This is a genomic window from Acinetobacter sp. YH12233 (genome assembly GCF_013417725.1).
GTDB lineage: Bacteria > Pseudomonadota > Gammaproteobacteria > Pseudomonadales > Moraxellaceae > Acinetobacter.
Genome location: NZ_VPDK01000003.1, coordinates 56,317 through 71,492 on the forward strand (window position 1 = coordinate 56,317; position 15,176 = coordinate 71,492).

The 15,176-nt window shown below is 41.7% G+C and carries 14 protein-coding genes; 4 read left to right on the forward strand and 10 right to left on the reverse strand.

Translation table 11 applies throughout. From position 1 onward, the window contains the following. Window positions 1–39 precede the first annotated feature (39 nt). A complete protein-coding gene (locus FTV12_RS02440) occupies window positions 40–315 on the forward strand; it encodes a hypothetical protein (protein WP_159122780.1) in 276 nt (91 codons plus the stop codon). Window positions 316–586: 271 nt separating this feature from the next. Here the strand turns inward: FTV12_RS02440 and purD are convergent, their stop codons facing one another. The 8 genes from purD to FTV12_RS02480 all read right to left on the reverse strand — a co-directional run bounded on the left by purD (window position 587) and on the right by FTV12_RS02480 (window position 8,675). Beyond that, window positions 587–1,870: a phosphoribosylamine--glycine ligase gene (gene purD, locus FTV12_RS02445; RefSeq protein WP_180011844.1), complete on the reverse strand. Its 1,284-nt coding sequence runs from the start codon at window positions 1,868–1,870 to the stop codon at window positions 587–589. A 147-nt stretch (window positions 1,871–2,017) separates the two neighbouring features. Further along, window positions 2,018–3,592, reverse strand: a complete 1,575-nt coding sequence (gene purH / locus FTV12_RS02450) for a bifunctional phosphoribosylaminoimidazolecarboxamide formyltransferase/IMP cyclohydrolase (RefSeq protein ID WP_004786185.1) — start codon at window positions 3,590–3,592, stop codon at window positions 2,018–2,020. Between the two features lie 94 nt (window positions 3,593–3,686). Further along, on the reverse strand, window positions 3,687–3,956 hold the full coding sequence (fis, locus tag FTV12_RS02455; protein WP_001086304.1) for a DNA-binding transcriptional regulator Fis: 270 nt from the start codon (window positions 3,954–3,956) through the stop codon (window positions 3,687–3,689). Between the two features lie 401 nt (window positions 3,957–4,357). Next, window positions 4,358–5,218 carry a DUF3426 domain-containing protein gene (locus tag FTV12_RS02460; RefSeq protein WP_104426212.1) on the reverse strand — a complete coding sequence of 287 codons (861 nt, stop codon included), beginning with the start codon at window positions 5,216–5,218 and terminating at the stop codon, window positions 4,358–4,360. Window positions 5,219–5,235: 17 nt separating this feature from the next. After that, the gene (gene prmA / locus FTV12_RS02465; protein WP_179992303.1) at window positions 5,236–6,141 is read right to left on the reverse strand and encodes a 50S ribosomal protein L11 methyltransferase; all 906 of its coding nucleotides are present in this window, start codon (window positions 6,139–6,141) and stop codon (window positions 5,236–5,238) included. Between the two features lie 123 nt (window positions 6,142–6,264). Then, on the reverse strand, window positions 6,265–7,164 hold the full coding sequence (locus tag FTV12_RS02470; RefSeq protein WP_125278346.1) for a bile acid:sodium symporter family protein: 900 nt from the start codon (window positions 7,162–7,164) through the stop codon (window positions 6,265–6,267). Between the two features lie 87 nt (window positions 7,165–7,251). After that, window positions 7,252–8,139: a bile acid:sodium symporter family protein gene (locus FTV12_RS02475; RefSeq protein WP_179992304.1), complete on the reverse strand. Its 888-nt coding sequence runs from the start codon at window positions 8,137–8,139 to the stop codon at window positions 7,252–7,254. Between the two features lie 146 nt (window positions 8,140–8,285). Beyond that, on the reverse strand, window positions 8,286–8,675 hold the full coding sequence (locus FTV12_RS02480) for a hypothetical protein (protein WP_051065385.1): 390 nt from the start codon (window positions 8,673–8,675) through the stop codon (window positions 8,286–8,288). 249 nt (window positions 8,676–8,924) lie between these two features. Between FTV12_RS02480 and mnmG the strand changes: the two genes are divergently transcribed. From mnmG to FTV12_RS02495, 3 genes are all read left to right on the forward strand, one after another. Then, complete coding sequence (gene mnmG / locus FTV12_RS02485) at window positions 8,925–10,805, forward strand: tRNA uridine-5-carboxymethylaminomethyl(34) synthesis enzyme MnmG (RefSeq protein WP_179992351.1); 1,881 nt, start codon at window positions 8,925–8,927, stop codon at window positions 10,803–10,805. Between the two features lie 141 nt (window positions 10,806–10,946). Further along, window positions 10,947–11,870, forward strand: a complete 924-nt coding sequence (locus tag FTV12_RS02490) for an ADP-ribosylglycohydrolase family protein (protein WP_179992305.1) — start codon at window positions 10,947–10,949, stop codon at window positions 11,868–11,870. A 76-nt stretch (window positions 11,871–11,946) separates the two neighbouring features. Continuing rightward, a complete protein-coding gene (locus FTV12_RS02495) occupies window positions 11,947–12,273 on the forward strand; it encodes a hypothetical protein (protein ID WP_179992306.1) in 327 nt (108 codons plus the stop codon). A 56-nt stretch (window positions 12,274–12,329) separates the two neighbouring features. Here the strand turns inward: FTV12_RS02495 and glnG are convergent, their stop codons facing one another. Both glnG and glnL read right to left on the reverse strand, forming a co-directional pair. Then, a complete protein-coding gene (gene glnG / locus FTV12_RS02500) occupies window positions 12,330–13,811 on the reverse strand; it encodes a nitrogen regulation protein NR(I) (RefSeq protein WP_034702648.1) in 1,482 nt (493 codons plus the stop codon). Then, window positions 13,798–14,907: a nitrogen regulation protein NR(II) gene (glnL, locus tag FTV12_RS02505; RefSeq protein ID WP_125278343.1), complete on the reverse strand. Its 1,110-nt coding sequence runs from the start codon at window positions 14,905–14,907 to the stop codon at window positions 13,798–13,800. Before glnL ends, glnG begins: the two co-directional genes overlap by 14 nt. Between the last annotated feature and the right edge of the window lie 269 nt (window positions 14,908–15,176).

Below are 15,176 nucleotides of genomic sequence, written 5' to 3' on the forward strand. Positions count from 1 at the left end.
GAAGTAATAATTGTATGAGATCAAATTAAGAGTAGAAAAATGGATCTATTAGAAAAAACATTAGAAAATATAAAGGATTTAGCACAAGAAAAAAATTTATATGCTTATATTTTTGGCAAGAAAAGTAAAATATTTTTAGAAAATTCTAGTCATCGTTATTGTATCGATGATGGAAGACTTCTGAAATTATCACGTATGAATGATAAAAAGTGTGTGCTGTTGGAGATTGAATTAAATAATGGCTTAAAATTATATAAGCATAGAACTGAAGTTTTAACTAGAAAATATAAAGGACGTTCTGTTAGTCTGGAATAGATTAAGGGATTTATAAATGCAAACAAAGATACATCAATTTTATTAGATACAAAAAATCCTAACCAATTAGAAGAAAAAGATTTAAGAGATATTTACAAACAAACATTTAATACTGTAGATACAATTTTTTGTAAACAATGTGGTGGTGATGGGGCTGAATGGTAGATGTCCAAGATGCTCTGGCAATGGATTAGAGCCTATTGTTTAAAATGAGAGCATTTAAAAACCCCGCACTCAGCGGGGTTTTTACTTAATTTTTTACGAGAAAGAATTAAGCATTTTCACGTGCAATCGCGCGGTAACCAATATCTTTACGATATTGAACGCCGTCAAAAGTCACTTTCTCACAAAGTTCTAATGCTTTCGCTTGTGCTTCACCAATGGTATTACCCAATGCAGTCACACAAAGTACACGACCACCCGCAGTCACGATGTCACCATTTTCATTGGCTTTCGTACCCGCATGGAATACTTTCACATCAGTCATTTCTGTATCTAAACCTGAAATCACATCACCATTGCTAGACGTTTCAGGATAGCCTTTAGATGCCAGTACGATCCCGACAGTTTTACGCTCATCCCATTCAGCTTCTGCAGGTAAATTACCTTCAAGACCTGCTTGGACTAAATCAACCAAAGATGATTTTAAACGCATCATGATTGGTTGAGTTTCTGGATCGCCAAAACGACAGTTGAACTCAATCACTTTTGGTTGGCCTTTGTCGTCAATCATCAAGCCTGCGTATAAGAAACCTGTGTATACGTGACCATCTTTTTTCATGCCTTCAACAGTCGGACGCATCACTTCATTCATGGCTTTTTCGAATACGTCAGCAGTCACAACAGGAGCAGGAGAGTATGCTCCCATACCGCCAGTGTTCGGACCTTGGTCGCCTTCAAAAATACGTTTATGATCTTGAGAAGTCGCCATTGGCAGGATGTTGTCACCATCGATCATGCAAATGAAAGATGCTTCTTCACCAGCAAGGAATTCTTCAATCACCACACGAGAGCCGGCATCACCAAACTTGTTGCCAGCCAGCATGTCATCAATGGCATCGAATGCTTCCTGATTGGTCATGGCAACAATTACACCTTTACCCGCAGCAAGACCATCAGCCTTGATCACGATTGGTGCGCCATTTTTCTCTACAAAGGCTTTCGCTGCATCTACTTCGGTAAATACATCGTAGAAAGCTGTTGGAATGTTATGGCGTTTTAAGAAGTGCTTCGCGAATGCTTTAGAGCCTTCCAGCTGAGCAGCAAATTGAGTTGGACCCCAAACTTTCACGCCTGCTTCGCGGCAAGCATCAACTACACCATTTACTAATGGTGCTTCAGGACCCACAATAATCATTTCAACTGCATTGTTTTTTGCAAAATCAATGATGGCAGGGTTATTGAGAATGTCCAAAGCGACATTTTCACATTTATTTTCAGTTGCGGTGCCTGCATTGCCCGGTGCAACAAATACTTTTGCCACTTGATCGTCTTGTGCGATTTTCCATGCAAGCGCATGTTCACGGCCGCCACTACCTAAAACTAAAATGTTCATCTTTAGAAAATTCCCTCGAAAATGAAATTCCACAAACCCAATGAGGTTTAAAAATCTTTTAACATCTTATAGCAAGATATTAAATAATCTACTGATGTAACAAACCCTCCTTACGAAAAGGAGGGTTTGGAATTTAATACTTAAAAATTAGTGGCGGAAATGACGCATGCCAGTGAATACCATTGCAATACCAGCTTCGTCAGCTGCTGCAATTGTTTCTTCGTCACGCATTGAACCACCTGGCTGGATGATGCATTTGATGCCGGCTTTAGCCGCATTGTCGATGCCATCACGGAATGGGAAGAATGCATCAGATGCCATAACTGCACCTTCAACCACGAGTCCTGCATGTTCAGCTTTGATCGCGGCAATACGAGCAGAGTTTACACGGCTCATTTGACCTGCGCCAACACCAATGGTCTGACGGTTTTTCGCATAAACAATTGCGTTCGATTTTACGTATTTCGCAACTTTCCAAGCAAAGATCATATCGTCAATTTCTTGTTCAGTTGGTGCGCGTTTAGTCACAACTTTCAGGTCATCTTTAGTGATCATGCCCAAGTCTTGATCTTGAACCAGTAAACCACCATTTACACGTTTGTAGTCAAGTTGTGGAGCACGTTCGTTAATTGCTGGAAGTTCACCACATACGAGTACACGTACGTTTTTCTTCGCGCCAGTCACTTCAAGTACGCCGTCAGCGATGCTTGGTGCAATGATCACTTCAACGAATTGACGATCCACAATTGCTTGTGCAGTTGCAACGTCTAATTCACGGTTGAATGCAATGATGCCACCGAATGCAGATTCAGGGTCAGTTGCATAAGCAAGATCATAAGCAGCTTTGATGCCGTCTAGAGAAACTGCAACACCACATGGGTTCGCATGTTTTACGATCACACAAGCAGGTTTCGCAAATGATTTCACACATTCAAGTGCAGCATCAGTATCCGCGATGTTGTTATAAGAAAGTTCTTTACCTTGTAGCTGCTTAGCAGTCGCAACAGAAGCTTCTTTCGCAGCAGGATCTACATAGAAAGCAGCAGACTGATGCGGGTTTTCACCGTAACGTAAGTCTTGAGCTTTGTTTAATTGAGTATTGAAAGTACGCGCAAATTTGTCTGCCTGACCTTCTTCTTTACCTACGCGAGCGCCTAAGTAAGATGCGATCATACCGTCATATTGAGCAGTATGTTCGAATGCTTTAACCGCAAGGTCAAAACGGGTTGCATAAGATAAAGCACCATCAGCTTTAAGCTCAGCAATTACAGTTGCATAGTCAGCAGCATTTACTACGATACCAACAGACGCGTGGTTTTTCGCAGCAGCACGAACCATTGTTGGACCACCGATGTCGATGTTTTCAATTGCATCAGCTAGTGAACAGTTTGGTTTCGCTACAGTTGCAGCAAATGGATACAGGTTAACAACGACAAGATCGATCGCATCGATGTTGTGTTCAGCCATCACAGCTTCGTCTAGACCACGACGAGCCAGGATGCCACCATGAATTTTCGGATGTAGCGTTTTTACACGGCCGTCCATCATCTCTGGGAAACCAGTGTGCTCCGAAACTTCTACTACAGCAACATTATTGTCTTTCAACAATTTGTATGTACCACCTGTAGATAAAATTTCTACCCCAAGAGCAGCAAGGTCTTGTGCAAATTCCACAATACCGGTTTTATCGGAAACAGAGATTAAAGCGCGTTTAATAGTCATGATCTTCGTCACAGTTAGCAAGGAACAGATTAAATCTAAATAGCTAATTAACAGTCAAAAAAAATGCCTGCGGTAGCCGCAAGCATTTTATCATTTATTCACTCATTAAACCGTGAGCTTTTAACTTTTTACGTAAAGTACCGCGGTTTAGTCCGAGAATCTCGGCAGCGCGTGTCTGATTACCACGCGTATATTCTAGAACGACAGATAATAAAGGCTTCTCCATTTCTGCCAGCACCATGTCGTACACCTGAGAAGGTTGCTCGCCTTGCAGTTGTGCAAAGTAGTGGCGAACTGCGCGATCTACGTGAATACGAAGAGCGACATCAGATTGTGCAGTAAAAATAGGAGATTTGCTATTCATGCGAATTAATCCGAAAAATCAAATATCACTTGGGTAAAGCGATATATAAAAGTGGTCTAGAAATTGAAATGAACTCCATTTTAGATCCTAAAACTGGAGTTCTAAAACTTGGTCATTACATTGAGCTTGTAGCTTGCCACATCTCGACGATTTGGTCGAAAAATAAGCGTAACAATAGTTAAAGTTTTGTTACTGACCAAAATCAAAACAAAAAAATCTGCTCGATACGCAATAAGTTTTATAGCGCATTAGGCAAGACTGTATTTGTTGTGAAAAAGTAGCGAGGAGTTTGCAGCACATAGCTTTCGTGGCGCGTATAATACCATTGTCTCGGGAAAAGTGAGCAAGAAAACTGCATTTTTTTTAACTTTTTTTTCGTTTTTTAATAGTTTTTATCAATATTAAGGTCGAATTATTTCCAAACTGTAATTATCGAAGTCTTTACGGTCGACAGGAAGCACAAATTCAAATTTAAATGGGCTGTTTTGGGGAATACGTTGAATCTTAACCAGGCTTTCGATCAGGTATTCCTGAGGTTTTAAATTATAAGTCGCCAAGACTACACCCTGATCTTTAAGGTGAACTCTTAAGTTTGGCATTTCCAGACTGCGCTTGTGGAAATTGATTAGCTCACCACTAAACTGGGTTTTATCTGTGGCAATCGCTTTGGCTTTGACCTTATTGGTATTGATCAGATTGTAATGTTCTTCCAGATTGGAACAGTTGAACACTTCACAGATATTGTTAAAAGCCACACTCATCACATGACTATTCTTAATATAGTGTGGATTGAACCAGAAGAATTGAAATAAAAGTAAGCCAAATAAGAACAGGTTTAGGCTGGTCCAGCCTAAATAATAAAGCGGGCCTTTATTGTGCTGTTTATCAGCCTGATCATCCCAGTTCATGCTAGGCAGTACTGCAATCGGTTCAGTACTGAAATAATTCAGGTTGTTCAGATAGGTTTTCAGATCAATATTGGAGTTTTCAACTTTTTCATCAAAAATGTTCAGTAAATAGTGCTGATCTGAAGAATTAGCTGAAGAAGTAGATTCGGTGAGGTTTCTATTAATATAAGAAACATGACTTGGCGTATGGGTAAGGGCGACCGAATTCTGTGCTTCGGTCACCAGATGCGATAAAGCATTAAAGGTCGTACTACATTTTGGGCAGCAAACCATGCCTTGGGCAATGGTTAATTGCGCAACCGTAACTTTATAGGTTGTAGAGCAGGTCGGGCAGTGGGTTCGCTTGTCACTCATAAATGTTTATAGACTCTTTAATTCTTATGGCGTTTCCCCGAGATACGGCACCAGTGTTCATCGCGTTTTTCTACTTCTAATATATCAAAATGTTTTGAGTAAATGCTAGTAACATCAGCAACTTGCTCTTCGATAACACCTGCGAGTGCGAACTCTGCCTCAGGTTTGACCAATTCTGCGAACTCAGGCTCAAGCATCATGAGTGGGCCAGCCAGAATATTGGCAACAAACACATCTGCTTTCTGCTCGCCAAGCTCTGTGTTGAACTCTTCCGGTAAACCAACATAAAGTCGATCCAATACGCCATTCAGTTCAGCATTCTGTTTGGTGGCTAAAACAGCTTGTGGGTCAATATCAGTTGCATAGGCATATTTGGCACCGAGTAACAGGGCCGCGACAGCCAGAATACCTGAACCACAGCCATAATCGATCACGATCTTGTCTTTTACATCGGTTTTGCCTAGCCATTGCAGGCAAAGGAAAGTAGATGCATGGTTACCTGTACCAAAAGCCAAACCTGGATCAAGCTTGATATTCACTGCATCTGCTTCAGGCGCTTCCATCCACTCTGGAACAATCCAGAATTTTTCAGAAATCTGGATTGGCTCGTAGGCATCCATCCAGGTGCGTTCCCAAGCTTGATCTTCCAGGAATTCATGGCGGATCGGTGCTTCAGGTAGTTGTGCGTGAATAAAGGTTTCCAATGCAGCTACATCGATTTCTTCTTCGTCATCTTCCTGAGCATAGATGCCAGTCACGATCACTTTATTCCAGAGCGGTGTTTCTCCTGGAAGTGGTTCCAGCAAATCCTGGTTTTCAGCATCATCCAGAGTGACACTTACGGCGCCCAGTGAGCTAAGTAATGTTTCAGTAAAATCTACCTGAGCTTGATCAACTGTAATATGAATTTGTAACCACTTCACAGAAATAACCTTTATACATTTTTTCAAAAAGCTATTGTAACGGAAGTTCGGCTTGAAGGTGTGATCTTCTTGAGACGGAGTCAAATAAAAAGGATGCTTTCGCATCCTTTTTATGAAAACCGGTTAAAACGCATTTTCCTGAGTGGGAGAAATGCTAGGACGTGCAGTTACTGGAGCAAAGCGATTCAGTAATAATCCAAAAATAGCCGCGAAGATATACATGAAGATGGAATAGACCGCAGCAGGCATGGCAACCACAGTGCTGGACATGACAGTAAGTGCAATGGTCATGGCGAGTGTACTGTTATGAATACCGATCTCGAAAGCGCTGGCACGTGCCTGAGCAGAATTGATGTTCATTAGTCGTGGAACAAAATAGCCAATCATTAAGCTGAAGAGACAGAACAGGGCGGTTGCTAAACCTACCTGAGTCAGATATTCGGCAATATTGGCGCGTTCACTATAAATTGCTCCGGCAATAATCAGCACCAGAAAGAGGACTGCAAAAATGCGAAGAGGCTTATTCAGCTTTACAGTGAGTGCTGGGGCATAATGACGAATCAACATACCAATCGCGACCGGTATAATAATGATACCAAACACTTGTAGGATCTTTCCGAACTGCAAGCTGATCTGCTGACTGTCCTGCATAAAATGCATGATCGAGAAATTCATGATTAAAGGCAAGGTAAATGCAGCAACCACCGAATTGATCGCAGTCAAGGTAATATTGAGGGCTAGATCGCCTTTAAACAGATAGCTGAACAGATTTGCGGTACTGCCACCTGGCGATGCGGCCAGCAACATCAGACCAACAGCTAGTAAAGGTGGTAAAGTCAGAACTTTACATAGAATGAAAGCAATGCTTACCAGTAGAATTAATTGACAAAACAAGGCAACCAGCACTGCTTTAGGGTGCTGGCTTACCCGGGCAAAATCTTTGAGCGTGAGTTCGAGTCCTAATCCCACCATGATGATGGCGAGTGCGAGGGGGAGGAATATTGTTATGATGCCAGAGTCCATCTGCATGCTCCTTATAGAAATTTATTTTAATAGTTTTAAATTTTCTATAAAAAGCATACAGCTTAAGCAGGCATTTGACTTAGGAAGTTACAAATCTGATAAACGACTCTTGCCACTATAGCTAAGCTTTTGCTGACTAATCATAAAACCAAAAATACCGGCAAAAACGTACATGACAATTGAATAAATACCCGCAGGGATGGCAATGGTGACATTATTGAGGACAGAAATCGCAATCGTCATTGATACAGTTGTGTTGTGAATGCCGACTTCAAAGGTACAGGCGCGTGCCATCTTGTCTGGGATATCCATTAATAAAGGCAGGCAATAACCGAGAAACAGGCTGGAAAAACATAATATGGAAGTAGCAATCCCGATACTGGCAAAATATTCGATGATGTTAAAGCGCTCTTGGAAAATGGCATAAATCAAGAGCATGCTTAAAAAAGCGATAGATAGAAACCGCATTGGCATATGTACAATATCTGAAAGCTTTGGAAATTTTGCCCGAATCAGCATGCCGATCACAACCGGAATAATTGTAATCAGAAAAACCTGAGCCATTTTTTCAAGCGGTAAGCCGATGCCGGTATCCTGTCCTATAAAATAGTACAGGGACAGGTTCATAATAAAAGGTAAGGTGAAAATAGAAATAATCGTATTGATGGCGGTTAACGTGATATTAAGCGCCACATCACCTTTATAAAGATAGCTCAGCAGATTGGCAGTGGCACCTCCTGGAGAGGCAGCTAGCAGCATCATGCCTACAGCAAGCAATGGTGGCAGATCCAGTACCAGACAGATTAAAAAGGTTAAACCGGTTAAAATGACCAGTTGTGAGAATAAGACAATAAAAATCACCTTGGGATAACGACTAACATGCAGAAAATCCTTGACTGTTAACTGTAGTCCTAACCCCATCATCGTAATTGCCAAAGTAATCGGCAAAAACAAACTAAAAAACCCCGAATCCATGAAGTTTCCTTTTTATTATTCATTTTTTAGGTATGTTTTGAGTTTAGCGTAGATGAATAAATAAGCAATATAAAAACGGGTAAAATTTATGCATTTTACCCGTTAAGTTTCTGATTAAAAATATATTTAATCAGCTATATAGTGATTTACATCCCTGATTGAGATGGGGTTTGAGGCTGAGTTTGCATTTGTGACTGTGGACGTGGAGGGGTAAAGCCTAATGCACATTTACCATTGACCTGAGTGCCATTAATGGTTGCTGAAGTTTTGCCGCCTGAACTACAAGATGTATAAAGTTCAGGTTCATCGCCTTTGATATTGGTTGATGATGAAGGGAAGAACTGTTGCTGACAGGTACCATTCCAGATAATGCCGCGGTAAGCAAAACTTACAGGAGCACCCTCTGATTTACCTTTACAAACTTGCTGGTATTTTTGGGCATTATAAACCTTCTCGACTTTATCATTTGCTGAGGCTGCAAATGGAGCGAAACATAGACCGCAGAGCGCTGTTGCTAGGAAAATATTCTTATTCATCATGTATACCTTTGTTTGTAATGTGACCACTTTATAGATTAAAAACTAATCAATATTAAACAATATGAGTCGGGTAACTTTTTGAGTTTAGATGTTTAATTTATATAGTAAGTATGCAAAGTTTAATTACATTGCTTTATTGGCTGGCAGAGTAAATTCCGAAGGATAAATTCAAGTGATTTTGTCAACTTTGGAAGGAAGTTTGCTATAATGTTCAGCTATCCTTTTTCTATCTCTCTATTTACCACTATGCACTATCCTAAAGTATACGATGTCATTGTTATCGGTGGCGGTCACGCAGGTACGGAAGCAGCACTGGCTGCAGCACGTATGGGTCGACAGACATTACTCTTAACTCATAACATTGAGACTTTAGGGCAGATGAGCTGTAACCCGGCCATTGGCGGGATCGGTAAATCACATTTAGTGCGTGAAATTGATGCCTTGGGCGGTGCGATGGCGCTGGCTGCCGATAAAGGCGGTATTCAATTCCGTATTCTGAATTCACGTAAAGGTGCAGCAGTACGTGCAACTCGTGCGCAGGCTGACCGTGTTCGTTATAAAGCAGCGATTCGTGAGACTTTAGAAAATCAAGCGAATCTGGATATCTTTCAGCAAGCAGCAGATGACCTGATTGTTGAAGGCGATACTGTTAAAGGTGTCGTGACCCAAATGGGTATTCGCTTTGATGCGAAAACTGTGGTGCTAACTGCAGGTACATTCTTAGGTGGTGTGATTCACATTGGCTTAAACAATGCTTCAGGCGGTCGTGCTGGCGATCCTCCTTCAATTTCATTGGCACATCGTTTACGTGAGTTAAACTTACCTGTAGGTCGTTTAAAAACAGGTACACCGCCACGTATTGATGCACGTTCAGTCGACTTCTCTGTCATGACACCGCAGCCGGGTGATTTCCCGTCTCCAACCATGTCATTTATGGGTGATGCATCGATGCATCCAGAGCAAGTGAACTGCTACATCACGCATACCAATGAACGTACCCATGAGATCATTCGTGGCGGTTTAGACCGTTCACCGATGTACACTGGTGTGATTGAAGGTGTAGGTCCACGTTACTGTCCATCAATTGAAGATAAAATTCATAAATTTGCTGATAAAGACTCCCATCAGGTCTTCCTTGAACCAGAAGGCCTGGATACACATGAGCTTTATCCAAATGGTATTTCGACTTCATTGCCATTTGACGTACAGTTTGAACTGGTACGCTCAATCCGTGGTATGGAAAATGCGCACATTCTTCGTCCGGGTTATGCAATTGAATACGATTATTTCAACCCTCAAGCGTTGAAGTTCACTTTGGAAACCAAAGCGATCAATAACCTGTACTTTGCTGGTCAGATTAACGGTACAACCGGTTATGAAGAAGCGGGTGCTCAAGGCTTGCTTGCAGGCTTGAACGCTGCACGTCGTGCATGGGATCAAGAACAATGGACACCAAAACGTGATGAAGCATACATGGGCGTACTGGTTGATGACCTAATTACTTTAGGTACTAAAGAACCGTATCGTATGTTCACTTCACGTGCGGAATACCGTTTGATGTTGCGTGAAGATAATGCGGATCAGCGTTTAACACCAATCGGTCGTGAAATGGGTCTGGTAGATGACGAACGTTGGGCAGCTTACTGTGAAAAAATGGAAGCTGTAGAGAAAGAAACAGGTCGTTTGCAACACCTTTGGGCTGCACCAAACAATCCAATGGGTAAAAAATTCGTAGAAATGACGGGTGCGGATCTTTCTAAAGAATGTTCTGCAATTGATTTGTTAAAACGTCCAAACATCACCTTTGCTCAAATTGCAGAGCTCACAGGTTCTGAAGTTTCACCACAAGTGGGTGATCAAATTGAGATTGCGGTGAAATACGAAGGTTATATCAACCGTCAGCATCAAGACGTTGCACAAATGAAACGTTTAGAGGAAACCAAGATTCCTGCTGATTTTGACTATGATGTTGTTTCAGGTCTTTCTCGTGAAATTACATTGAAGTTAAAAGATATTCGTCCTGAAACACTGGCTCAAGCAAGCCGTATTCCGGGTGTAACCCCTGCAGCAGTTCAATTGGTGATGATTACGATTCGTAAGAATGCCCAAGCGAAAAAATCTGCTTAAGATTTGGAAGTAAAAAACCCGCGTAATGCGGGTTTTTTATGTTTAATAAGTTTGAAAAAAATTAAAGATCAATTATTTCAAGATAGATTCAGTAATTTTGCTATGTTAATTATGGGAAATGTACAACAATGAATCTAAAACATGGATAGAGAAAAATACATACGTGGCGCGATTTACGGTTTACTTGTTGGTGATGCGGTAGGTGTGCCTTATGAGTTTAAAGTGCCGAGCCAGCTGCCTGATATTGAACAAATTGATATGATTCCCCCAAAAGGATTTGCGCGGACTTATGCCAGTCTTCCAATTGGAACGTGGTCAGATGATGGTGCACAAGCATTATGTTTGTTGGCCTCATTGTTAGATCAAAAGAAACTCAATCCTGAAGATTTTATGCAACGGATTTGCGATTGGTACCAATCAGGTTATATGGCTGTCGATGGTCAGGTATTTGATGTGGGAATTCAAACGGTTGATGCGATACATCGTTATCAATCGGGTATCGAGTTAAATCAAGTTGCGAAAAATGATGAATATGCCAATGGTAATGGTGCGCTGATGCGTGTATTGCCTTTAGCGCTCTGGCATCAAGGCTCTAATCGTGAATTAATAGAGGCGGCATTTATACAATCACATCTGACTCATGCGCATATCCGTTCTAAATTATGTTGTGCATTATATTGTTTATGGGTACGTAAAATTTTAGATGGTTGTTCTATTCAAGATTCATGGATAGAAGCAATTGAAATACTCAAGCGTGAATTGAGTGATCAGAATGGTGCGTTAGATGAGCTTGAGCACCATATTTTAAGTGATGACTGGGATCGACCGACAGGTACTGGCTATGTCGTAGATTGTTTAAAGTCGGCATATTACGCACTACAAGCTAGCGATTATGAAAAGGTGATTAAGACAGCAATTGCGCTGGGTAATGATACAGATACGACTGCATGTGTGGCGGGTGGTATAGCTGGTTTATATTATGGTGTAGATGCAATTCCATCATCTTGGATGAATCATTTACGAGGTAAAGAAATGGTGGAAGAATTGCTTGTGCAATGGTTGTAGAAATTTTCTAAAGAATGACTGCGATGATGTTGGGATTTGCTAAAATATTCAAAAGTTCCACATCTAGATCATTCCAATGCCATACCAACTCGTTGAACTCGATATCCAAGCCACAGACAACATCGCTTGCCCTCATTGCCATCAAGACATCATTAATTGGCAAGAAGAGCAGTATGTTCAACCCTGTGAACATACCTTATTTATTGCCATGGATATCGGCTTTGAATACATCACCGATGAATTTGAGCAAACTATGCGAAAAACAGTGGATGAACTGCATGCCAATGATGACATCGTCAACATGTTCGAAGAAATCACCACAAGTACTTATCCGAATTATCTGATTTTAAAGTCAGATTTAGGTGCAGCAGGTTATTCGCGTTATATCGGTTTAACAGTGTAGGAATCTCATTACTATACATAAGCAATAAAAAAGCACCCAAGGGTGCTTTTTTAATTTCAGGCTTGGCCTTCGACTTCTTCGACTTCATCATCCTCCGCACTGTCCATGCCGAGTTCTTTCAACTTACGGGTGAGGGTATTACGCCCCCAACCTAATAGTTCGGCTGCATGACGCTTACGACCACGGGTTTGTTGTAGTGCAGCATTAATGAGTGTGCGTTCAAACATTGGTGTAGCCACATCTAACAGCTTCATTTCGCCGTTTTTCAGTTTCTGGATTGCCCATTGACCCAGTAATTCATCCCAGTGATGCGGCGCAATCTGATTCGGGTTTGGAATTGGAGCACCCGGGTCTTGCTGCTGAATTGGAATCTGTTTTAATTCAGGTGGCAGATCTTCTGGATAAACTTCACGGCCTGTGATCATCACTGTGAGCCAGCGACAGGTATTTTCAAGCTGACGAACGTTCCCTTGCCAAGGCAGCTTCTGCATATATTCCTGAGTTTCAGGACGTAAGATTTTAGGATTAACGCCTAATTCTTTACCTGCACGCGCCAGGAAGTGCTGCGCCAACATCGGAATATCTTCAGAGCGATGTGCCAGTTTAGGTATATGAATACGAATCACGTTTAGACGGTGATACAAGTCTTCACGGAAGCGACCATCATGTACCAGCTTTTCCAGGTCCTGATGCGTTGCAGCCACAATACGTACATCAACTTTAACCGGAATGTGACCACCAACACGATAGAATTCCCCATCAGCTAGGACACGTAATAAACGCGTTTGTGTTTCAAATGGCATGTCACCAATTTCATCCAGGAACAGCGTACCGCCGTTGGCCTGTTCAAAACGGCCCTGACGTTGCGTATTTGCACCGGTAAAAGCGCCTTTTTCATGACCAAACAATTCAGTCTCAATCAGGTCTTTCGGAATCGCGGCCATGTTTAGTGCAATAAACGGTTTATTGCTACGTGGTGAATGGCGATGCAAGGCATGCGCAACCAGTTCTTTACCTGTACCAGATTCACCATTAATCAATACGGTAATATGTGATTGAGACAAACGACCAATCGCACGGAACACTTCCTGCATTGCTGGCGATTCACCAATGATCTCAGTCGATTGAATGGTTGGTGCAGATTTGGCAGATTCTTGCTGCTGTAATTTAGTGATATGTAAAATTGCACGATTGACCAGTGCCAATGCTTCATCAATATCAAATGGTTTTGGCAGGTATTCAAAAGCACCCGTTTGATAACTGGATACCGCAGATTCCAGATCTGAATGCGCCGTCATAATAATAACCGGCAAATCAGGATTGGTATTTTTCACCTTGCCTAAAAAGGTCAAACCGTCAATACCCGGCATACGGATATCGGTCAGGATCACATCAGGTGCATCGACACCCAACTGATCAAGTGCTGACTGGGCTTCTTCAAAACTAGTAACGTCGAAACCTTCTTCTTTAAATGTTTTTTCTAGTACCCAACGCATGGCACGATCGTCATCAATCACCCATATTTTATTTCGCGACATGATCTGACTCCCAAGGTAAAAATAAGCTAAATACGGTTTTTCCTGGAACTGACTGGCATTCAATCATTCCGTTATGTTGATGCATAATATTTTGAGCAATGCTGAGACCTAGTCCGGTACCTTTGGCACGGCTGGTCACCAGTGGATAGAACACGGCTTCGATAATATCGTCTGGAACACCAGGGCCATTATCTTCAATGTCGATTCGAACCACAGATCGGTGAATCACACCACTAATGGTATAAAGCCGCTGAATTCGGGTTCTTAAAATAAGTTCCGGTTGATGCTCGACAAAGAAATCCTTGTTTTCTGTCATCGCCTGAACGGCATTTACGCAGATATTTAGCATGACCTGAATGAGCTGATCGCGATCTGCCAGAACTTCCGGTAGGGACAGATCATAGTCCCGAGTAATTTTTATTTTCTTTTTAGTCTGATTCACAATCAGTGAGCGGACGCGTTCTAATGGTTCATGTACATTGACCATTTCATAGCTTGGTAACTGGCGTGAACCGAGCATGCTATCTGCCAGATTTCTCAGGCGATCCACTTCACTAATAATAATGTCAGTGAACTCTTTATATTTTGGATCTTCAAGGCTACGTGCCAGAAGCTGGGTTGCACCACGAATACCACCAAGTGGATTTTTAATTTCATGTGCCACGCCACGAATTAATTGGCGCGCAACCTGGTGCTGCTGGATATAGTTTTCTTCACGTGAGATTTTCAGCATACGATCACGCTGATTCAGCTCGATTAACAATAAAGGATGATTTGGCTTGCCCGCATTGAGCAGGGAAACCGTATAGTCCACATGAATGTCTTTAAAATTGACAATGATCGTCGCCTCACGGCGAGTATAAGGTTGGCCTGTGTGCAGCGTGTTATATAGAGATTCTTCAGTGTTGAATTCATCTGTCGGTGCTTGCAGTATATTTAATACCGGCGTGCCTGATGCGCGTAACAGGCTGACATCAAACATGGCCTCGCAGGCCGTATTTAAGTAATAAATATTCAGGTGGCTATCAACCAGCATAATGGCAGTGGTCAGATTGTCCACCAAAAGGCGATAGTCGATGGAAAGAGGCTGATCCATTAGCGGTGGTTTTCCTGTATTAAAATGGCGCAATGGCATCTTCATAAAGCAAAATAACAATTTCAAAGTTCAGATTTGAGGCAAATTAAGCAAGATGCACGCCAACTTTAGAACTCTTGTTAAAATTTTGCTGAAAAATGCACGAAATCTGACGGGGATGCCCAATCAAACTCAGGTATAACGGATTAAATTGAGGCTGTAAACCTAAAATGATTCATTTTGGTGCATAAGCTTTTATATTGAATATTTTATGGCGTTATTTTAGTGCG

Bases quoted from the DNA above. Each gene is read 5' to 3' on its own strand.
- FTV12_RS02470 (WP_125278346.1), bottom strand. From the start codon at position 7,164: ATGGACTCTGGCATCATAACAATATTCCTCCCCCTCGCACTCGCCATC.
- FTV12_RS02460 (WP_104426212.1), bottom strand. From the start codon at position 5,218: ATGAGTGACAAGCGAACCCACTGCCCGACCTGCTCTACAACCTATAAA.
- purH (WP_004786185.1), bottom strand. From the start codon at position 3,592: ATGACTATTAAACGCGCTTTAATCTCTGTTTCCGATAAAACCGGTATT.
- purD (WP_180011844.1), bottom strand. From the start codon at position 1,870: ATGAACATTTTAGTTTTAGGTAGTGGCGGCCGTGAACATGCGCTTGCA.
- FTV12_RS02440 (WP_159122780.1), top strand. From the start codon at position 40: ATGGATCTATTAGAAAAAACATTAGAAAATATAAAGGATTTAGCACAA.
- FTV12_RS02480 (WP_051065385.1), bottom strand. From the start codon at position 8,675: ATGAATAAGAATATTTTCCTAGCAACAGCGCTCTGCGGTCTATGTTTC.
- mnmG (WP_179992351.1), top strand. From the start codon at position 8,925: ATGCACTATCCTAAAGTATACGATGTCATTGTTATCGGTGGCGGTCAC.
- fis (WP_001086304.1), bottom strand. From the start codon at position 3,956: ATGAATAGCAAATCTCCTATTTTTACTGCACAATCTGATGTCGCTCTT.
- glnG (WP_034702648.1), bottom strand. From the start codon at position 13,811: ATGTCGCGAAATAAAATATGGGTGATTGATGACGATCGTGCCATGCGT.
- glnL (WP_125278343.1), bottom strand. From the start codon at position 14,907: ATGGATCAGCCTCTTTCCATCGACTATCGCCTTTTGGTGGACAATCTG.
- FTV12_RS02495 (WP_179992306.1), top strand. From the start codon at position 11,947: ATGCCATACCAACTCGTTGAACTCGATATCCAAGCCACAGACAACATC.
- FTV12_RS02475 (WP_179992304.1), bottom strand. From the start codon at position 8,139: ATGGATTCGGGGTTTTTTAGTTTGTTTTTGCCGATTACTTTGGCAATT.
- FTV12_RS02490 (WP_179992305.1), top strand. From the start codon at position 10,947: ATGGATAGAGAAAAATACATACGTGGCGCGATTTACGGTTTACTTGTT.